This is a genomic window from Bacillus cereus group sp. MYBK15-3, assembly GCF_051916765.1.
GTDB classification, from domain to species: domain Bacteria; phylum Bacillota; class Bacilli; order Bacillales; family Bacillaceae_G; genus Bacillus_A; species Bacillus_A cereus.
This window is the reverse complement of sequence record NZ_JBQAHG010000002.1, coordinates 1,022,907-1,043,939: the sequence shown is the minus strand read 5'-3', so window position 1 is coordinate 1,043,939 and position 21,033 is coordinate 1,022,907. Positions and strand designations below refer to the sequence as shown.

Genomic DNA, 21,033 nt, shown 5'->3' with positions numbered 1-21,033 from the left:
AGCCCCCTATCCTTCCCGGCTAATGATTAACCGACAAAAAATCGGAATTTTACAAAATACATATGTAATATAACTACATATTTAAAACTATTGGTATTCAATTCTAATAAATTGAATGTCAATAGTTTTAAAAGTCTCTATCCATTTTCACTTTCATTTGTTCGATATTTTGTAACATCATCATAGTGTTTAATATGGTAGGATGTCTATAAGTCAATTTCACTACAACTATGACTTTTTCTTCCTGTTTCTCAAAAAAGAGTTATATTTATGCTACTACGCTTTAAAAATCCCCATTGTATATATATGAATACTTCAAATTATTCCCTTTAGAAAACAAAGTCTAAATGGTTCATTACACTCTAATAGTTATAAAAACATAATATATAACTTCAGTTAAATAAATTGTATAAAGAAGGTGTAAAAATGAAGAATAAAATAAATTTACAAATGCAAAATATAAGCTTTGTTATAATAATGGCTTTAGCAGTATGGTTAAAAACATATCTTATTACGCGATTCAGTTTTGATTTAAAAATCGAGTCTTCAACGCAAGAGCTTATTTTGTTTATTAGTCCTCTAGCCGCATCATTAGCATTTGTTGGATTAGCATTATTTTCAACTGGTGAAAAGCGAAATTATATAGCGCTATGTATTAATTTCTTGTTAACAATCGTACTCGTTGGAAATATAATGTTCTATGATTTTTATAGTGATTTCGTTACATTACCAGTACTTGGACAAACCTCAAACTTTGGACAATTAGGCGGTAGTATTATAGAAATATTAAACTACAAAATTATACTCGCATTCGTAGACATTGTTTTCTTCTTTATTTTATTAAAAAAGAAATCATTGGTCTTTAAAACCGAACGTGTAACTCATTCTACACGCTTGTTATACTTTCTTTTAACAATTGGTGTATTCTTTGCGAATCTACATCTTGCAGAAAAAGAGCGCCCCGAATTATTAACGAGATCATTCGACCGAGTCATGCTTGTCAAAAATTTAGGCTTATATACTCACCAAGTATATGACTTAACACTGCAAGTAAAAGCCGGTTCACAAAAAGCGCTTGCTGATAGTAGTAAATTACAAGAAACTGAAAACTACGTAAAAGCAAACCAAAGCGAGCCAAACCCTAATATGTTTGGTGCAGCGAAAGGAAAAAACGTAATTGTCGTCACTCTTGAATCCTTGCAAACCTTCTTAATAGGCGCATCAGTCAATGGGCAAGAAGTTACACCATTCCTAAATGAATTCATAAATGAAAGTTATTACTTTGATAACTTTTTCCATCAAACTGGTCAAGGGAAAACATCCGATTCTGAATTTCTAATTGATACGTCGTTGTATCCATTAAGTCGAGGGGCTGTATTCTTCACACACGGTAACAATGATTATACTGCGACTCCAGAAATTTTACGTCAGCAAGGTTATTTCACTTCTGTATTCCATGCGAATAACGCAACATTTTGGAATCGTAATATCATGTACTCTGCTCTTGGTTATGATCGTTACTATAATGAGCTTGATTACAAAATTACACCAGAAACAAATTTAAATTGGGGATTAAAAGATATCGAATACTTTGATCAATCAGTAGATATATTAAAAACTGTTAATCAACCATTCTATGCTCGTTTCCTCACTTTAACAAACCATTATCCATTTACGTATGATGAAGATACAAAATTCATTGAACCATACAACTCTGGTAATGGCGTATTTGATCGTTACATCGTAACAGCACGTTACTTAGACGAATCAATTAAAAAATTTATTGAACGTCTAAAGGCCGAGGGGCTTTACGATAATTCTATTATTGTGTTATACGGTGATCATTATGGTATTTCCGAAAAACATAATCGTGCAATGGCACAGTTTTTAGAAAAAGATCAAATAACAGAATTTGATACTTTAAATTTACAACGTACGCCTTTATATATTCATATTCCTGGACAAACAGAAGGTCAAACTATTTCAAAGCCTACGGGACAAATCGATATGAAACCTACGATTCTAAATTTATTAGGTGTTGATTCTACGAATGATATCCGTTTTGGCCATGATATGTTTTCAGATGAATATACTGGCTTTGTTGTTTTACGTGATGGTAGCTTCGTTACAGATAAGTATGCATACAAAAACAACACTTTCTACGACCGTATAACAGGTGAAATTGTAGATTTACCAAAAAAAGAAGCTCAAGCCCTCATTAAACGTGCACAAAATGAATTACGAATGTCTGACAAAATTATTGAAGGCGATTTATTACGTTTCTCAGAAAGCAATAAAATTAAAACTGGCGAAGTACAAACTAAAATTAAAGAAACAGAAAAATAATCTATATGAAAAAGGAGCAACTTATTACAGTTGCTCCCTTTTACTTTTATTCTACACTTGTTTCTAAAGCTACATCTGTATAGGTATTATCATTATCTATATTTAAAATTACTTCACATTGACGCAATCTCAATTCAAAGAGCATGATAGAATCATGATAAACTTCAGGATTTGATTTCATTTTATGTAACATCTCTTGTTTTTCTTGTATTTCTAATTGCGTATTTTCTACAGCTTGCTTTAAGGAGTTAAATGGATTCCTAAAGAATATATGAATATCCCTCTCTTGTGTGTTTTCAAACAGCTCAAATTGCAAGAAAAATTTCTTCATAATAGAAGCCGTTACTTCAGTATAATCTTCATTTTCTACATACTGTTTATATTTGTTATATAGCATAGATTTATTTTTAGGAAGAACTCCAAATAATTTACCGGCACTTTTTAGTAAAAATTGTGCTGGCGTAAATCGACGTAAAATATTTACTTCATCCATTTGTATTCTAGTCGTCATCCTGTCAGTATCTCTGCGCCAGTCATCAAGCACTTTAAAGTCACATTCTAACTGTATTTTATTTTCTCCAAATAGTGAATTAAGCCCTTCACTAAGTTCTTCTAAATACGTTTGACTTTGAAGAAGCTCATTATTAGAAGTTGCAATCCAATTTTGCATAGAAAGAGCAAGATTAGGTAATACAGTTTGTTCTAAATATTTATGCACTCTTTCATTCATTGCTTTATTTAGTTCCGTATCCATGTGCCCGAAATCACTTTCTTCACTAATTAAATTAGAACAGCTCTTTAATATCTTCGGAATATTTTCGGTAAGATCATTTGTAATTTCAGTCTTCATTGAACGATATGATTGTGTAATGAAATGAATTTTTTCCCTTTCAAATGCAGTAAGGTTATTAATGCTACCGTTTAGTTTCACTAGCATATCTTCATTCCAATTAATAGCATCCACCAGGTTATTTTCTTTCTCAACACGTTTCTCCAAAAGATATGTAATTGTTTTTCGAATGAAAAATAATAACTTTTCAGTACGTTCTGCATCGATATTTTTATGATTAAAGTTAAAATGAATAAACTCGATTAAACCATTTAATTGTTGACTACTTGTATATAACGAGGAATAAGGGAAAATTCTCGCATACGGGAAATATGTATTTATTCTCGTTGCCGTATCATGTAATACCCTTTTCACTTCTGCTTCACTGTAAATGTTATCGATTTTATTTAATAAGAAATGAATTTGTAAATTTGGCGTATGTTCTTGAATACTTAATAGAATGTCACGTTCTTTATCAGTAAAAGGTGAATCCGCATTCAATACGAACAGTAATTCGTCTACAGAATTTAAAAATTCGAATATCTCATCTCTAGTGTCGTTATTTCTATTAAAGCCAGGTGTCACTACAAATGTAAGTTTATTTTCATTTAAAAATCTGCATGGTAATTTAAATTCAACACACGCTCTATCTCTATATGTTTGATGGTGCTGAGACATCATATTATGGTAATCAGTGATATCTTCCGTTGTTGTAATTGCTGAGTCTGTTATAGCGTTTATTTCTATATGAGCATCATTTTTTAAAACTACTACATTTGAAATTGATTTTTCTAATATATTTTCTCCTAATATAGAGTTAATAAATGTAGTTTTTCCGTTCCCTGAAGTTCCCGTTACTAAAATACGATTTGTTCTTAAATCTGCGAGCTCGTCAACTAACCATTTAAATCGGTGACCTATTTCTATATTCTGCTTTTGTGCCCACTGTGTAATAGATTCAAAAAGGTGTAAGCTGTACTCTAAGCCATTTACATGATTAATAGAATGTGACAGTAAGTTTTCCGCATGTTCTATATTTGCTGAATCTATTTTGGAAGGGAAAATCTCATCCCATGCCAATACAGCTGCAGATGGAAATACAGCATAAGATGGATTGACTACCTTTAACCAGTTTGCTAACAGATTTGGTATGATATCGTCTAATTGTCTAAGCGTATATTGACCTTGAATTAATGTAAAGTACGTTTCTTCGTAAAGAGCAGAAACTTTGTTCCATATATCGGACGAATGTATTTCAATATGTAAGAAAAATTCATTTATTGTATTAAGCCATAATAAATAATTTGGTTCATCTTTATAACTGTTCCAAAGTGATGAAACCATTTGTGTAAATTGTACTTGATCTACATTATTTAATGTAGCTAATGCATCATAAAAATAGTCTGGTGAAATATGTTTAGTAAACCCTTTATCGATATATCCTTTTAACACCTCAAACCACGGATACGACTCTATTCGAATTAACTCATTCACAGCAAGCTCTACTGCACTATCAAAATCTTGCTGTTCCTCATAAAAGGAACGGGCAATTTTTGTGACGTTCGGATAATCAGGATTTAAAGAAACTGCTTCTTTAATAACACCGAAAGCTGAATCAAAATTATTTTGCTCAATGTAAAGAGAAAGTAATTGTAACCTAATTTCGGTCATCAATATTTTATTATCAGTAGTAATGGAAGTATAAATATTTTCAGCATATGGTAATTGATTAAGTTCGAAATAAGCATCCGCAATATTTTTTTGTGCCCATGGTGCTAATTCATTACTAACCTTCTCCCATTTAAAAATAGCTGCTTCAAAATCTTGATGACGATAATAAAATTCACCTTGTGCAAAACGAATATAAGACCCATCAGAAATCTCATTTCGTTCTTCGTTTACATAAGCTTGTCCAAGTACGTCAAGAATTGACTTTGTTTCATTCTCCATTAGGAATGTTTCATAATACATCTTTTTTATTAATTGTTTTTCTAATCTCATCTTTTCCCCCACTATATCTTGAAAATACATTTTTAAGATATGTCAATGCTTTTTGTATGTATGCTTTTTATCTTAACAAAGAATATCTTTTGGAAAATTTCATTTTCCTTTCATTTTTCAAGTTAGATTGAATTTTTATGAGAAAAGTTTCAGTTTTTTTTCAATTCCCTTTCAGTTATGAAACAGCATTAGATGTTCCTAATAACCTAATAACACTATAATATTCCACATTATATTATCAGGAAAACCCCATATAAACCATATTATAAAAACAATCTATAATGAATTTATATGCACAATTCACTGTGCTGTTAAACAAAAAAATAACAATAGGAGCCAACATCTATTCATACCATTTCTTTCTCAAATTGTTTTCCTTTAAAATGTTTCATTAGTTATGTAATTAAATTCCATTAACCTATATAAATAACTAGTCCAAAAAATATCTATATGCATATCATGTTATAGTAAAGAATTTAGGAGATCCTAAAAGGAGGCATTTTCATGTTTGAAGATAAATCTAAAATAAATTACCCATATGAATTTACTGAAACTACAACAGTTCCTCTAAAGAACCCCATTGACAAAAAATTCAAGAACGGCACAGGTACACATAACTTCCCAATTAAGAAGCACTATAAAGAGCAAGTTCTATACACTGAAAAAATTAATAATAATAAAAAGAAGTAATTGTATAGATCCTTATGACAATTGGCTAAATAAGAAGCAACATTTGGCCATGCATAGTTATTTAGTTAGTAATGATACAATTCATGCACCTTTTAAAAAGTGCTGTATACAGCGCTTTTTTATACATAGATAAATTTAAGTTAACGCAACCAAGAAATACAATACAAAATTACTCCACCATATTCTCGTTTACAATTAAATCTACATATGAAAAGGGAGCAACAGTAAATGTTACTCCCTTTTCATATGTAATCTATTCACTCTACATAACCCTCTTAAACATCTTCTCCAACTCATAAGTAGAATGATGCACAAGAATTGGTCTTCCGTGCGGGCATGTGTACGGGTTTGTTGTTGTACGTAGTTCTTCCAGTAAAGCAAATATTTGATCGTTCGTTAAATATTGATTCGCTTTAATGGATGCTTTACAGCTCATCATGATGGCTGCTTCTTCACGTAACTTTTTAATATCAACTTTTTTTAGTTTAACAACTTGCTCCATCATTTCATCGATGATTTCTGTTTCTTGTCCTTTCGGGAACCATGTTGGATGCGAGCGGACGATAAAGGATTGATGGCCGAATTGTTCTAAAAATAGCCCGACTTTTTTTAGTTCTTCTAACTGTTCTTCGACACGTAAAAATTCAGTAAGAGATAGATCAATACGGTACGGTACAAGTAACTCTTGTACTTCTTGCGCTACTCTTCCTACTTTATCACGGAAGTATTCATAATTAATACGTTCCTGCGCGGCATGCTGGTCAATCATATATAATCCTTTATCATTTTGAGCGAAAATATATGTTCCATGCATTTGTCCAATTGGATAAAGCGGTGGTAAGTCATTCCCGTTCATCTCAATCTCTTTTATTTCCCGAACTTCTTCTTCTAATTCCTCTAGTTCAAAGTCCTCTTCATTACTGTCCCACGATTTCTCTTCTTGAATTGGCTCTTCGATTATCGGTTTAGTGGATGGTTGCCAACTTTGTTCTTCTCTCACGAGCGACTGTGGTGGTTGCCATTCTTGCTTCGGTGGTTGCCAAAGCTGCGCAGGCTGTTTCACAGCCCGCGGTTCTTCTTGTTTTGCATCCATGCCAGTCGGTAAAACGATGTCCGGCATAGATGGTTCTTTTGGCTTCGCATGCTCAAACTGGAACTGTTCTTGCACACTTTCGTCTTTTTCTTTTTTCTTCGTTGTTACACCTGCATCTGGAATAAGCTGTATTTTTTTAAATGCAGCTTGCAATGTTTCTTCGATCAGCTTTAGCAATTCTTGTTCTTTACTAAAACGAACTTCTAATTTCGCTGGATGTACGTTAACGTCAACTAGCATTGGATCCATTTCAATCGATAAGAAACCAATTGGATACCGGCCAACTGGCAGTAATGTATGGTATCCTTGCTGAATTGCTTTCATTAATACAAAGTTTCGAACGTAACGACCATTTACAATCGTTGACATATAATTACGAGATGCTCTCGTTACTTCTGGTAATGTTACATAACCTTTAATTGTAAAGTCTAAAGATTCAGCTTCAATTGGAACAAGCTTCTTAGCAACTTGAATACTGTAAATCGATGCAAGTACTTGTCTTACATCACCGTTACCTGACGTATGAAGCAATTTCTTTTCATTATGAAATAGTTTTAACGATACTTCTGGATGTGACATTGCAATACGATACACGATATCTGTAATATTTCCGAGCTCTGTATGAATGGTTTTCATATATTTAAGACGTGCTGGTGTATTAAAGAATAAGTTTTGTACTGTAATATCTGTTCCTTTTCGGCTCGCAGTCTTCTCTTGCTTTATAATGTCTCCACCTTTAATAATAAGGTGTGTACCAGGCGCATCACCTGTGCTAGTAATTAATTCTAATTCACTAACTGAGGAAATACTTGGCAATGCCTCACCGCGGAAACCGAGTGTTCTTATGCGGAACAGATCGTTTTCATCTTTAATTTTACTCGTTGCATGGCGTTCAAAAGCGACGATACAGTCTTCTTCTGCAATACCATCACCATTATCAATGATACGAATTTTCGATAACCCAGCTTCTTCTAAGTGGATTTCAATAGATGTACTATTCGCATCGATAGAATTTTCCACAAGTTCTTTTACGACTGAAGCAGGGCGCTCTACTACTTCCCCTGCCGCAATTAAGTTAGAGAGTTGGTCATCGAGTTTGCGAATTTTCCCCATCTACTTACTCATCCTTTCTTTAACTTTTTCTGTAAGCGATACAATTCGTTCATCGCTTCTAAAGGTGTCATATCAAGTAAATCGATTTTTTTAATTTGCGCCAGTACTGCTGTTTCTTTTTGATCTAGCAGAGGCTTTTCTTGTTTCTTCGAAGACTGTTCTCCTCCAAAGAAAGATAGTTGCGATTCTTCTTCAGTCTCTACTTTCGTTTCCTGTATTTCTGCTATTTCTTCTTTTACAACTACAGGTTCTGGAGTAGCTTCTTGTACTTTCACTTCTACTCGCTTTGGAATAATAATTTCTTCCTGTCCTTCTAGCTGTGCTAACACTTCTTTCGCACGAGCGATTAGGCTATCTGGAAGCTCCGCAAGTTGCGCAACGTGAATTCCGTAACTTTTATCAGCTGCTCCATCTTGAATTTTATGAAGGAATACTACTTTTCCATTCTCTTCAATTGCTGAAACGTGTACATTTTTCAGTTGATTTAAACTCTCTTCTAACACCGTCAATTCGTGATAATGCGTAGAGAATAACGTTTTTGCACCAATTTGGTCATGAATATGTTCAATAATCGCTTGTGCAAGTGCCATACCATCATACGTAGATGTACCGCGTCCAATTTCATCGAATAAAATTAAACTTCTTTCTGATGCGTTTGCAATTGCATTTTTCGCTTCTAACATTTCGACCATAAATGTACTTTGACCTGAAATTAAATCATCCGCTGCACCAATTCTCGTAAAGATTTGGTCAAATACAGGTAATACTGCTTCTGTTGCTGGTACGAAACAACCGATTTGCGACATAACCGTTACAAGTGCTAATTGTCTCATATACGTACTTTTACCAGACATGTTCGGCCCTGTAATTAAAAAGACATCCATATTCTCTGGCATAATACAATCATTCGGTACATACAATTTCCCGTTCAATACTTTTTCAACAACAGGATGACGACCATCTTTAATAAAGATTTCGCGCTTCGTTGTCAGTACAGGTTTTACAAACTGTTCTTCTTCACTAACTGTTGCAAAACTTTGCAGTACGTCTAATTCACTAATTACTTTCGCTAAATGTTGTAATTTCGGAATAAATACTTTTACTTCTTCACGAAGTGCTGTAAATAAATCGTATTCTAGCTGTACAATTTTTTCTTCAGCTTCTAAGATTAACGTTTCTTTTTCTTTCAGTTCATCTGTAATGAAACGTTCAGCATTAGCAAGCGTCTGTTTACGCTCATAGCGACCTTCTGGAAGTGCTGCAAGATTCGCTTTCGTTACTTCAATGTAGTAACCGAAAATACGGTTGTATCCGATTTTTAATGATTTAATTCCGGTAATATCACGTTCTCTTTTTTCAAGCTCAGCAATCCACGTTTTCCCGTTTTTACTAACGTAACGATATTGATCAAGCTTGTCATTATAACCATCTTTAATAATATCTCCATCTTTAATCGAAAGCGGTGGGTTTTCTTGAATACTTCTTCCTAGTAATTCTGTTAAGCTTTCACATGGATCTGCACCTTGAATTAATCTCGATGCATAAGCGTTATCTAACAAACTAATTGCTTCTAAAATAGCTGGTACTTGAAGCAATGAACGTCTTAATTGTAATAAGTCTCTTGCATTTACGTTACCAAATGCAACTTTTCCTGCTAAGCGTTCTAAATCATATACTTCTTTTAACTTTTCCTTTAAATCTTCACGTAAGAAGTAATCATTTACAAACGTTTCAACCATTTCTAAACGCTCTTCAATTCTTTCTTTCTGTATAAGTGGACGTTCCATCCACTGTTTTAACATACGACCACCCATAGCTGTTTTCGTCTTGTCCAATAACCATAATAGTGATCCTGTTTTTTCTTTCGTTCGAAGTGTTTCTGTCAGTTCTAAATTTCGCTTTGAATGTACATCAATTTTCATAAATTGATTCGTATAATAAATTTCTACTGGTTGCAAATGATCTAAAGAACGTTTTTGCGTTCTTATTACATAGTTAAATAAACGTCCAACTGCTTTAATTAATTTTGCTTGTGAAACATTTTTCACAAGATGTTCTAATCCTTCCGGAATTGCCGTTGCATCTTCATACGAAATCGTCATTTTCAATGTTTCAGTTAACTTGTTTAGTTCATCTTTAGAAAATGAAGAATCAACAACAATTTCTTTCGAACCAGTTGCATACACTTCTAATAAAATATCTTCTACTGAACCAGTCAATAACGTTACTGTATTTTGTCCAGTCGTTAAGTCGTTACAAGCTAATGCATATGATCCATCTTCAAAATGTGTTAATGCGGCTAAGAAGTTATTTTCTTTCTCATCAATTGTACGCCCTTCCATCATCGTTCCTGGCGTAATTAATTGTACTACTTCACGACGTACTACACCTTTAGCTGTTTTCGGATCTTCTACTTGCTCACAAACAGCTACTTTATATCCTTTTTCAACAAGTTGTTCAATATAGTTTTTAGCCGCATGATACGGTACACCGCACATTGGTATACGTTCACTACTACCGCCATCTCGGCTCGTTAATGTAATTTCAAGTTCATGAGCTGCTTTTACAGCATCCTCAAAGAACATTTCATAAAAATCGCCTAAGCGAAAAAATAAAAAGGCATCTTGATAATCTGCCTTAACCTTTAAATATTGCTGTATCATAGGCGTATATTGAGTCATACTTTTCCTCCATAATTCTTACATGATAATCTATTTTCATATATGTCGCATTTCACGGACACTCTTATCTCCTATTTCAGGAGTCTTTCTTCATTATAACATATTTCATAAAGAATCATGTTCATTCAGCCCCACTTATGTAAAGTAAAAAGCTAGGAAGAACTTCTCCCTAGCTTTCTATTACTCTTCTTCTGCATCAACTATAAAGTTCGGATCTAATTCTTCAAATTCATCATCAGCAATTTGGAAATCATCATCTGATTCTACGCAGCCTTCAGGATTTACACTTACACAAATTTTCGTTTCTCCAACTACTTCTGTTACAAATTCACGTTCTACAGTTACAACAATTTTATTACCATTTGGTGATACAAGTGCTTCTAAACAATTTGGCGGCTGAATAACACGAGCAATAATTTCTAAATCGTCACCAGAAAAGTTTTTATCACGATAACCAATACTTACTTCGTCCGTGTAGTTCACACGTTCTGTTACAACTTCAGTCTTTGTATTTCCATCAAATGAATACCAAGTGTTCACATCATAGAAACCTTCAATTTCCACATGTTTTCCATTCTTTCTTGCTTCGTACGAGTGGTTAATTACCCAGCACCCTAAAATACTTGTTGGCTCATTATTCGATTCACATGTATGCGTTGACTTTGTATACTTACGTCCTTTTCCAACCACTGCTTTTGTAATAATCTCTCTAAATTCGGACATTCGTAACCCTCCTCAATCACTATTCACTTAATCATATGCGTGACAATAGCGGAATGTGTCATTCTTTTTTTGAGAAGAACTTACGTTTAATCCACAAAAAAAAAGAGATGTCAATATGACATCTCTTTAACAACCACAATTTCCTTTTTTACTTTCTACCGCTGCGCCAGTTTCACCCTTTAGTACATCGCCACCAGTTGAAATTAATATTTCATCTGTTACGTTGTTAGAAATTGTACTAGCAACTAACTGTAATAAGTCATTTACGTATGTTTGTGAAGATTTAAATTGTTGTACGACTGGAATACTGTCTAACTTATCTTGCAATGCATCAATTTCAGCTTCTACCTTTTTTAAAGCTTCCCATTTCCCGTAATGTTGCAAGTTTACTGCTTGTTTTTGCAGTGCTTTAATTTCATCGATTGCGCGCTTTACATTTTCATTTTTATGAATTTGCGCCTCTGCTTTCTTAAAAAAATCAACTTCTTCTGTTTCAGAAATCATTTTTGCTAATTCTTTCGCTTGTTCAACAATGTCATCTTTCGAATATACTTTCATCTATTATTTCACCTCAATCGGCTCTTCAACTAATTCCCCGTTAAGAGACCAAGTTTTTGCTTCCGTTATTTTCACTTTCACAAGCTGACCAATTAAAGATTTTGAAGCGACGAAGTTTACAAGTTTATTCGTACGAGTATAACCTGCAAGTACTTCCGGATTATTTTTACTTTCCCCATCAACTAACACTTCTACAATTTGACCTTTGTAACGACTATTCTTTTCAATTGCCAACGTATTTACTAGTGTATTTAAGCGCTGAAGACGTTCTTTCTTTACTTCCATCGGTACATTATCTTTCATTTTTGCAGCTGGTGTACCTTCGCGAGGAGAATAAATGAATGTAAAGGCAGTATCAAACCCTACTTCACGATATAACGACATCGTTTCTTCAAATTGCTCATCTGTTTCATTTGGAAAACCAACGATAATATCTGTTGTTAATACTACATCTGGAATTGCTTCTTTAATTTTTCTTACAAGTTCTAAATAATGCTCACGCGAATATTTACGTGCCATAATTTTCAGCATATCTGTACTTCCAGATTGAACTGGTAAATGGATATGTTCTACTAGGTTGCCACCTTTTCCAAGCACTTCAATTAAGTGATCATCGAAATCACGTGGATGGCTCGTTGTAAAACGAATACGGGCAATATCAACTTTACGAAGTTCGTCCATTAAATCGCCAAGACCGTATTCTATATCTTCAAAGTCTTTACCATATGCATTTACGTTTTGTCCAAGTAACGTAATTTCTTTATAACCATTTGCAGCTAAATGACGAATCTCTTGGATAATATCTTCTGGACGTCTACTTCGCTCTTTTCCGCGTGTATACGGTACAATACAATACGTACAGAATTTATCACAGCCATACATAATATTTACCCAAGCTTTAATATCACCACGACGTACTTTCGGAAGGTTTTCAATTACGTCACCTTCTTTTGACCATACTTCAACTACCGTCTCTTTCGAGAACATCGCATCTTTTAGAATGTACGGTAGTCTATGAATATTATGCGTTCCAAATACCATATCTACATGCTGATTTTTTTGCATAATTTTATTTACAACAGATTCCTCTTGAGACATACAACCACATACACCAATTAAAAGGTCTGGATTTCTTCGTTTGAGTGACTTTAAATGGCCTAGCTCACCAAACACCTTATTTTCAGCATTTTCACGAATTGCACAAGTGTTTAATAAAACTACATCTGCATCCTCAGTTGAAAAAGTTGGTTCATATCCAAGTGCTGTGAAAATACCTGCCATTACTTCCGTATCATGCTCATTCATTTGACAACCATATGTACGAATATAGAACTTTCTTCCTGTACCAAAATTGCGAAACTCTTCAGGTAAGCCAAAATCCCGTTCAATTTTAACTTCTTCTTTCCCACGCTTTTTCGCATCCTTTAAGGAAGGTGGTTGATATACACTTTCAAAGTATTTACTATAATCTTTCTCTTCTTTTTTCATAGAGGAATTTGCTTGTTGACTTGCTAATCGTTGTTGCTCGTTCATCGGTAATCTCCTTTCACCCTTAACTATACACACTCTATAGTCCATTTTAATGCGCTTAGACTCACCTCAAAAATGGTTAGATAGCTGGAGAGATAACTTGTCCTTTGAAACTTGAGTAATCAATCTAATCATTCATAAGAATGAAGTCTTCCCCACGCAAATAGACATTCCCTTTTTATCATTTCTTGTTGTCCTACCCAAAAGCATATTGCTTTATCCCTATAAACATTACCATAGTATGACGTGTTTCGCCAATCTTAACAATACAAAGGCCTTTTATTACCTTACATTTCATAAGCAATGAACTTGCCATTTTCATACAACGATTTATATATTATTTTATCATTCTGAATTTTCTAAGTAAATAAGGCTACCCTATATTTTGTACATAAAAAAAGGTTGCCAAATCGGCAACCTTTTTTTCTTACATTACATAAATTCAGCAACAAGCTCATCAAACATTTTCTGATCCATATTTAAATCAGATTTCACTAAAGGCTCTTCACTATAGCCTTTAACAAGTTCTTGATATGATGGTTGCTTAGTATTTTGATAAATTAACCCTGTTACTAAACCGTTATTTTCCATTAAAGTTTGCATAGCCATCATGCGATTAGATGGATCATATCCCTCTACTGTGCTTAGTTTCGTTAAGTTCTCTTTAAACCAATCGTAAGTATTTACTTTATTGTAAGTAACACATGGGCTAAATACGTTAATTAATGAAAATCCTTTATGGTTAATACCAGCTTCAATAATTTGTGTTAATTCTTTTAAATCACTCGAAAAGCTTTGCGCCACAAATGTCGCACCAGCTGTTAAGGCCATTTCCATTACATTTAGTGATGGTTCAATTGAACCTTGTGGTGTGCTTTTCGTTTTAAATCCAGCTTCACTACGTGGTGAAGTTTGCCCTTTTGTTAATCCATAAATTTGGTTATCCATTACGATGTACGTAATGTCGATATTACGACGAATAGAATGGATTGTATGTCCCATACCAATCGCAAATCCATCACCGTCACCACCTGAAGCGATAACTGTTAAATCACGATTTGCCATTTTCACACCTTGTGCAATCGGAAGGGCACGACCATGAATACTATGCACACCATATGAATTAATATAACCTGAAATACGGCCTGAACAGCCGATACCAGAAATAACAGCAAGTTCATCTGGATTTAGGCCAACGTTAGCTGCCGCACGTTGAATTGCAGCTTGCACTGAGAAGTCTCCGCAACCTGGGCACCAGTTTGGCTTTACACTGTTACGAAAGTCCTTAAATGTTGCCATTTAATACAACCCCTTTTTTGCATTCGTTGTAAATCTCTTTCGGCAAGAATGGGTTTCCATCATATTTTAAAAGACTAGAAATTTTCTCACCATTACCAAGATTCATTTTCATAATGTTAGCAAGCTGACCTGTTGCATTGTTTTCTACTACTACAACACGCTTCGCCTTTTTCACAAGTGGATCGATTTCAGCTGTTGGGAACGGGTGAATTAAACGCACATGAGCATGGTTTACTTTCATACCCTCTTGTTCTAAACGCGTCATTGCCTCTTCGATCGCACCACGAGTTGAGTTAAATCCAACAAGCAATACGTCTGCTTCTTCATGCTTAACATTTTTATAAACAGGGGTATTAAACTTCAAGTTCTCCATTTTACGGAAACGTTTGTCCATTTGATCTTTACGGTTTATTGCTGATTCCGACGGTTTTCCAGTTTCATCATGTTCTACACCTGTAACATGGTGAACACCATTTTTCATACCAGGTAAAACACGTGGTGAAACGCCGTCTTCTGTTACTTCATAACGCTTGAAGTATGCTTTATTTTCACGTTCTGGTAATTCTGCTTCTAAATCAAGCTTACCACGACGAATTTCCACTTTATCTAATTTAAGTGGTTCTACTGTTTGTTTTCCTAACGAAAGCTGTAAATCTGTTAAGAAAATAACAGGAACTTGATATTCTTCAGATAAGTTAAATGCTTCTACAATGTCATAGAAAGCTTCTTCAACTGTACTTGGCGCCATTACGATTTTTGGAATTTCACCATGCGTACCGTAAATCATCGCCATTAAGTCAGACTGTTCTTGTTTCGTTGGTAATCCTGTACTTGGGCCGCCACGTTGTGTATCAACAATTACTAATGGGGTTTCTGTAATACCCGCTAAACCGATTGCTTCCATCATTAATGAAAGACCAGGACCAGCAGATGCCGTTAATGTACGAACACCAGCATAGTTTGCACCGATTGCCATTGTACAAGCTGCGATTTCATCCTCAGTTTGGATTACTGTTCCGCCGACTTTCGGTAATTTTTTAATTAAGTATTCCATAATTTCTGATGCAGGTGTGATTGGGTATGCTGACATAAAACGAGCACCACCAGCTACCGCACCAAATGCGATTGCATCGTTTCCAATCATAAACATGCGTTTTTTACCATCAGCTTTTTCAAGCTGCATCATGTTTACTTTCTCACCTAGTAATTCTTTCATATATTGAGAGCCGCGTTTAATTGCGTCCATATTCTTTTGAACGACTTGCTCTCCTTTACGACCAAAGATTTCTTCAACAACATCTAAATAAGCTGTTTCATCTAATCCTAATACTGCACTTGATGCTCCAACAGCAACCATGTTTTTCATTAATGATGTGCCTAATTCTGAAGCAATATCTGTAAACGGTATCACATATAGATTTACATCTGTATTGTCAGGTATTGTTGGATTAAATTTCGCATCCGCAACTACAATTCCACCTGGACGTAGTTCGTGAAAATTAAAATCAATTGTTTCTTGGTCAAAAGCAATTAAAATATCTAAATCATCTGAGATCGCTCGTACTTCTGTTGTACTTACACGAATTTTATTATTTGTATGGCCGCCTTTTATACGTGATGAGAAGTGGCGGTAACCGTATAGGTAATATCCTAATCGGTTTAATGCAATACAGAAGATTTCTCCTGTACTTTCAATTCCTTCACCTTGTTGGCCTCCAACTTTCCATGAAAGTTGACTAATCATCTCCTACACCCCTTTTGGCTGCATTCATTGTAGTGTATTTTTTTACAGTAATAGTTTAGCATTTTTTATGCAAATAAACTACAACGGACGCAAATTATGCCTCTTCTGATTTCCCTGAATCTTTAGTATAAAGCTATTTTGTTTTTCATTCTAGTATTAGGTCTTAAAAAAAGCAATAAAATCAAATGAATTAATTTTAATTTTTCTGAATTTTAAATCGGGATTTAAAAACTCATATGTTCTACAAAATTATCATATAAAAATCGTTCTACAGTAGATGCAGCATAGTGTTTACAAAGCTCATTCATTACATTTTCATAATCTCGATACGCTGATACATTTACAACTGTTTCTAAAATCCCATCAAAATCGGAACCAAATCCTATATTGCGCTCTCCACCTAATGAACAAATATATTCGATATGTCTTACTATATCTGCTACATTCGCTTGTTTTTCATTTGTTAGAAACTGCGGTACAAAAGTGACACCAATCATGCCATTTCGCTTTATAAGAGCTTTAAGTTGTTCATCGTTTAAATTACGTGGGTGCTCGCAAAGTTTCATACAATTTGAGTGGGAAGCAATAGGATTTTTTGCAATCTCTATAACATCCCAAAAACTTCTTTCATTCAAATGAGACACATCAGTCCATACATGTAACGTATTCAGTTCTTGTACAACATGTTTACCAAAAGTCGTTAAACCCGCCCCACGTGTCTCTAGCGCACCATCAGCTAAGAGATTGGCATAATTCCATGTTAGTCCAAAAGAACGTACTCCTAGGCGATACAACAACCGTAATTTCATTGCATCTTTTCCAATTGTTTCGCATCCTTCTATTGTTAATATCGCTCCAATCTCGTCTTGTTTTAATATGTTAATATCATCTTTTGTCTGAATAAACTTCACACCTGGTAGGGATAAAATCTCATTATAAAAAATATCTACCATTTGTAATGCTACTTCAAATCGGTTTTCATATGCCACTGTTTCTGGTACATATATAGCAAAACATTGTATACTTCCTTTTCTTCTCTTTAACTGTTCAAATGTAATATGTAATTGTGAATCATCTTTAAAATCCCTTTTCCCTTGTGCACTCCATAACTGAAGAAGCACGTCACAATGAGCATCAAAAATTTTCATTTTCATTCCTCCATTATAAAAACAACCTGTTTGCATACTGCAAACAGGTTGTTTAAACTTAACGAGGTTCTACAATTAATTTTATTGCTGTACGCTCTTCGCCATCAATCATAATATCTGTAAACGCTGGGATACAAATCAGGTCCAAACCACTAGGCGCTACAAATCCTCTTGCGATTGCTACTGCCTTTACAGCTTGGTTCAATGCACCTGCACCAATAGCTTGAATTTCTGCTGTTCCGCGTTCGCGAATAACACCTGCAAGTGCACCAGCTACAGAATTAGGGACCGACGTTGCTTTAACTTTTAATATTTCCATTCCGCGTTTCCTCCTCGTTTCTTTAAAAAGTATTAGCAATTATTTCACTTTAACTTATATTCACGAGGAATGGCGCGTATTCCTGCTAAATTTTCGTAATTTTTCTAAAAAATTAAAATATAATAACTTATCTAAAATTTAACGAAAATTTACTCAAAAAATGGTTGATCATCATTAATTAAAATACGTTCAATTTTCTTTGCTTTTCCTGTATTTGGATCCACATCAATTAACACTGCACTTAATTGCGTTCTACCATTTGTTACTTCAAATCGTACTGGTAAGTTTGTTAAAAACTTCTTCAATACTGCTTCTCTGTCCATACCTAATATTCCGTCATACGGCCCTGTCATCCCAACATCTGTAATGTATGCCGTTCCGCTTGGTAAAATACGGTTATCCGCTGTAGGGACATGCGTATGCGTACCTACTACTGCTGTAGCACGTCCATCTACATACCAACCTAGCGCTTGTTTTTCACTTGTAGTCTCCGCATGGAAATCAACAAATATAATATTCGTACGTTTTTTCGCAATATTAATTAATTCATCCACTTTACGGAATGGACAATCAATTGGAGGAAGGAAAGTACGTCCTTGTAAATTAATAACTGCAACTTCTGTTCCATTACAGTTCACAAAGATAAGTCCTTTTCCTGGAGTTCCTTCTGGGAAGTTAGCTGGTCTTGCAAGATATTTTGCATCATCGATGAATTCAAATACTTCACGATTATCCCAAGCGTGGTTTCCAAGTGTAACTGCCTGCGCCCCACACTCTAAAAAGTTTCGATATATTTTTTCTGTAATCCCACGGCCACCTGCTGCATTTTCTCCATTAATGATTGTTACTGTAGGTGTATATTTTTTCTTTAATGCCGGTACGTATTGTTGAATCATACCTCTACCAGGAGATCCTACTACATCCCCAACAAATAATATTCTCATATGTCTTACCCTTTCTATGTACTGCATTTTTTATTGCTATAGCATCAAGTAAATTCCTTATAATATCTTTATTATAAGTTTGTTTCACTTTTATGCTATATAACTAACTGTCTTTATTTTATCCAATTCCAACACAAAAAAATAAAGTGGTGTTTCACCACTTTATTTTGCGTATTCCACTGCACGTGTTTCACGAATAACAGTTACTTTAATATGTCCTGGGTAATCCAGTTCATTTTCAATACGTTTTCGGATATCACGAGCTAAACGATGAGCTTCTAAGTCATCGATTGTATCTGGTTTTACCAAAATACGAACTTCACGTCCTGCTTGAATTGCAAATGATTTTTCAACGCCTTCATAAGACTCTGAAATCTCTTCTAACTTTTCAAGACGACGAATATAGTTTTCAAGTGTTTCACTACGAGCTCCCGGTCTTGCAGCTGATAAAGCATCTGCTGCTGCAACTAAAACTGCAATGATAGAAGTTGGTTCTGTGTCACCATGGTGAGATGCGATACTGTTTATAACTACAGGATGCTCTTTATATTTCGTTGCAAGTTCAACACCAATTTCAACGTGGCTTCCTTCTACTTCATGGTCAATCGCTTTTCCGATATCATGTAATAGACCTGCACGTCTTGCTAGTTTTTCATCCTCGCCAAGCTCTGCCGCCATAAGTCCAGTTAAATATGCAACTTCCATAGAGTGTTTTAAGACGTTTTGACCATAACTTGTACGGTATTTTAAACGACCTAAAATTTTAATTAAATCTGGATGTAATCCATGAACACCCACTTCAAACGTTGTTTGCTCTCCGACTTCGCGAATATACTCGTCCACTTCACGTCTTGATTTTTCGACCATCTCTTCAATACGCGCTGGGTGAATACGTCCGTCCTGTACTAGTTTATCAAGAGCGATACGAGCTGTTTCACGACGAATTGGGTCGAATCCAGAAAGGATTACCGCCTCTGGTGTATCATCGATAATTAAGTCAATACCCGTTAACGTTTCTAACGTACGAATATTACGACCTTCACGCCCGATAATACGTCCCTTCATTTCGTCATTTGGAAGATTTACAACCGAAACGGTTGTTTCAGCAACATGATCAGCTGCACATCTTTGCATTGCAAGAGATAAAATCTCTTTTGCTTTCTTATCCGCTTCTTCTTTCGCGCGAACTTCACTTTCTTTTACCATAACAGCGATTTCATGAGAAACTTCATTTTCTACTTTACCAAGAATAATTGCTTTCGCTTGTTCGCGTGTCAGATTGGAAATGCGCTCTAATTCTGTTTGTTGCTTTTGAACTAACTCTCCCACTTTGCTTTCCAACTCTTCAATCTGTTGTTGTCTCGCTACAAGAGATTCCTCTTTCTTCTCTAACTGTTGCTCGCGTTTATCGAGCGTTTCGTCTTTACGATCAAGGTTCTCTTCTTTTTGCATTAAACGATTTTCTTGTTTTTGTAATTCGCTTCTACGGTCACGAATTTCTAATTCAGCTTCTGTACGAAGTGTATGAATTTCATCCTTTGCTTCTAAAAGCGCTTCTTTCTTAAGTGCTTCAGCCTCACGATTCGCTTCGTCTAGAATACGTTTTGCTTCATTAGCCGCACCATTAATCTTCGCTTCAGCAATAGACTTTCGAACAAAAAAGCCAACAACTGCACCGACTGTTGTTGCAAGCAAAATGGAGATGAGTATCCAAACTGTACTACTCATGATTTCACCTCCCCTTGCTATGAATGAAAAAAGACTGTCGGCATGTACATTGAATTACAACATACAGCAAAGACCGTCGTCCCGCTTTTTTAAGGGACTTTCTTCATTTCACAATTAAAATGTCATATTATTATTTCGGTAAGATTTAAACCTTACTCCGAATATTACTTCTCTTCTTGAGAAGAGTATATCGTATATAAGAAAAAATATACATTCTCATTGTATCTATCGTAATTTTCATTGTCAAGCGTTGTCTACTTTTACTTTCTTTACCTTCAGCCTTGAAT

Annotated in this window: 14 protein-coding genes; 2 read left to right on the top strand and 12 right to left on the bottom strand. The window is 34.8% G+C overall.

Annotation, left to right across the window (positions count from 1 at the left end):
• Positions 1 to 426 precede the first annotated feature (426 nt).
• A complete protein-coding gene (locus ACTFR8_RS13880) occupies positions 427 to 2,346 on the top strand; it encodes an LTA synthase family protein (protein WP_252209679.1) in 1,920 nt (639 codons plus the stop codon).
• 46 nt (positions 2,347 to 2,392) lie between these two features.
• On the opposite strand, the gene ACTFR8_RS13875 is transcribed toward ACTFR8_RS13880, so the two are convergent.
• Positions 2,393 to 5,176, bottom strand: coding sequence for a dynamin family protein (locus tag ACTFR8_RS13875; RefSeq protein WP_252209680.1), 2,784 nt, complete (start codon positions 5,174 to 5,176; stop codon positions 2,393 to 2,395).
• 504 nt (positions 5,177 to 5,680) lie between these two features.
• Between ACTFR8_RS13875 and ACTFR8_RS13870 the strand changes: the two genes are divergently transcribed.
• Positions 5,681 to 5,866: a hypothetical protein gene (locus ACTFR8_RS13870; protein WP_000461137.1), complete on the top strand. Its 186-nt coding sequence runs from the start codon at positions 5,681 to 5,683 to the stop codon at positions 5,864 to 5,866.
• A 262-nt stretch (positions 5,867 to 6,128) separates the two neighbouring features.
• Here ACTFR8_RS13870 and mutL read toward each other — a convergent pair whose 3' ends face one another.
• From mutL to rny, 11 genes are all read right to left on the bottom strand, one after another.
• Positions 6,129 to 8,072: a DNA mismatch repair endonuclease MutL gene (gene mutL / locus ACTFR8_RS13865; RefSeq protein ID WP_025966585.1), complete on the bottom strand. Its 1,944-nt coding sequence runs from the start codon at positions 8,070 to 8,072 to the stop codon at positions 6,129 to 6,131.
• A gap of 8 nt (positions 8,073 to 8,080) precedes the next feature.
• The gene (gene mutS, locus ACTFR8_RS13860) at positions 8,081 to 10,753 is read right to left on the bottom strand and encodes a DNA mismatch repair protein MutS (RefSeq protein ID WP_000196029.1); all 2,673 of its coding nucleotides are present in this window, start codon (positions 10,751 to 10,753) and stop codon (positions 8,081 to 8,083) included.
• Between the two features lie 180 nt (positions 10,754 to 10,933).
• Positions 10,934 to 11,476 carry an outer spore coat protein CotE gene (gene cotE, locus ACTFR8_RS13855; RefSeq protein WP_001288799.1) on the bottom strand — a complete coding sequence of 181 codons (543 nt, stop codon included), beginning with the start codon at positions 11,474 to 11,476 and terminating at the stop codon, positions 10,934 to 10,936.
• A 126-nt stretch (positions 11,477 to 11,602) separates the two neighbouring features.
• Positions 11,603 to 12,034 carry a RicAFT regulatory complex protein RicA family protein gene (locus ACTFR8_RS13850; RefSeq protein WP_000870461.1) on the bottom strand — a complete coding sequence of 144 codons (432 nt, stop codon included), beginning with the start codon at positions 12,032 to 12,034 and terminating at the stop codon, positions 11,603 to 11,605.
• A 3-nt stretch (positions 12,035 to 12,037) separates the two neighbouring features.
• Complete coding sequence (miaB, locus tag ACTFR8_RS13845) at positions 12,038 to 13,567, bottom strand: tRNA (N6-isopentenyl adenosine(37)-C2)-methylthiotransferase MiaB (RefSeq protein ID WP_001005375.1); 1,530 nt, start codon at positions 13,565 to 13,567, stop codon at positions 12,038 to 12,040.
• A 429-nt stretch (positions 13,568 to 13,996) separates the two neighbouring features.
• On the bottom strand, positions 13,997 to 14,863 hold the full coding sequence (locus ACTFR8_RS13840) for a 2-oxoacid:ferredoxin oxidoreductase subunit beta (protein WP_000190155.1): 867 nt from the start codon (positions 14,861 to 14,863) through the stop codon (positions 13,997 to 13,999).
• Complete coding sequence (locus ACTFR8_RS13835; RefSeq protein WP_000625417.1) at positions 14,850 to 16,607, bottom strand: 2-oxoacid:acceptor oxidoreductase subunit alpha; 1,758 nt, start codon at positions 16,605 to 16,607, stop codon at positions 14,850 to 14,852. The genes ACTFR8_RS13840 and ACTFR8_RS13835 overlap by 14 nt, the downstream gene beginning before the upstream one ends.
• Before the next feature lie 224 nt (positions 16,608 to 16,831).
• Positions 16,832 to 17,755 carry a dipeptidase gene (locus tag ACTFR8_RS13830; protein WP_025966586.1) on the bottom strand — a complete coding sequence of 308 codons (924 nt, stop codon included), beginning with the start codon at positions 17,753 to 17,755 and terminating at the stop codon, positions 16,832 to 16,834.
• Positions 17,756 to 17,813: 58 nt separating this feature from the next.
• Positions 17,814 to 18,074, bottom strand: coding sequence for a stage V sporulation protein SpoVS (gene spoVS / locus ACTFR8_RS13825; RefSeq protein ID WP_000404341.1), 261 nt, complete (start codon positions 18,072 to 18,074; stop codon positions 17,814 to 17,816).
• 149 nt (positions 18,075 to 18,223) lie between these two features.
• Complete coding sequence (locus ACTFR8_RS13820; RefSeq protein ID WP_001221095.1) at positions 18,224 to 19,018, bottom strand: TIGR00282 family metallophosphoesterase; 795 nt, start codon at positions 19,016 to 19,018, stop codon at positions 18,224 to 18,226.
• Between the two features lie 162 nt (positions 19,019 to 19,180).
• A complete protein-coding gene (gene rny / locus ACTFR8_RS13815; RefSeq protein WP_000099770.1) occupies positions 19,181 to 20,746 on the bottom strand; it encodes a ribonuclease Y in 1,566 nt (521 codons plus the stop codon).
• Positions 20,747 to 21,033: the final 287 nt, after the last annotated feature.

Excerpts from the sequence above, each read along its gene's own strand:
- ACTFR8_RS13820 (WP_001221095.1), bottom strand. The coding sequence starts at position 19,018 with ATGAGAATATTATTTGTTGGGGATGTAGTAGGATCTCCTGGTAGAGGT.
- mutS (WP_000196029.1), bottom strand. The coding sequence starts at position 10,753 with ATGACTCAATATACGCCTATGATACAGCAATATTTAAAGGTTAAGGCA.
- rny (WP_000099770.1), bottom strand. The coding sequence starts at position 20,746 with ATGAGTAGTACAGTTTGGATACTCATCTCCATTTTGCTTGCAACAACA.
- spoVS (WP_000404341.1), bottom strand. The coding sequence starts at position 18,074 with ATGGAAATATTAAAAGTTAAAGCAACGTCGGTCCCTAATTCTGTAGCT.
- ACTFR8_RS13830 (WP_025966586.1), bottom strand. The coding sequence starts at position 17,755 with ATGAAAATTTTTGATGCTCATTGTGACGTGCTTCTTCAGTTATGGAGT.
- ACTFR8_RS13875 (WP_252209680.1), bottom strand. The coding sequence starts at position 5,176 with ATGAGATTAGAAAAACAATTAATAAAAAAGATGTATTATGAAACATTC.
- ACTFR8_RS13880 (WP_252209679.1), top strand. The coding sequence starts at position 427 with ATGAAGAATAAAATAAATTTACAAATGCAAAATATAAGCTTTGTTATA.
- cotE (WP_001288799.1), bottom strand. The coding sequence starts at position 11,476 with ATGTCCGAATTTAGAGAGATTATTACAAAAGCAGTGGTTGGAAAAGGA.
- ACTFR8_RS13840 (WP_000190155.1), bottom strand. The coding sequence starts at position 14,863 with ATGGCAACATTTAAGGACTTTCGTAACAGTGTAAAGCCAAACTGGTGC.
- miaB (WP_001005375.1), bottom strand. The coding sequence starts at position 13,567 with ATGAACGAGCAACAACGATTAGCAAGTCAACAAGCAAATTCCTCTATG.
- ACTFR8_RS13850 (WP_000870461.1), bottom strand. The coding sequence starts at position 12,034 with ATGAAAGTATATTCGAAAGATGACATTGTTGAACAAGCGAAAGAATTA.
- ACTFR8_RS13835 (WP_000625417.1), bottom strand. The coding sequence starts at position 16,607 with ATGATTAGTCAACTTTCATGGAAAGTTGGAGGCCAACAAGGTGAAGGA.
- ACTFR8_RS13870 (WP_000461137.1), top strand. The coding sequence starts at position 5,681 with ATGTTTGAAGATAAATCTAAAATAAATTACCCATATGAATTTACTGAA.
- mutL (WP_025966585.1), bottom strand. The coding sequence starts at position 8,072 with ATGGGGAAAATTCGCAAACTCGATGACCAACTCTCTAACTTAATTGCG.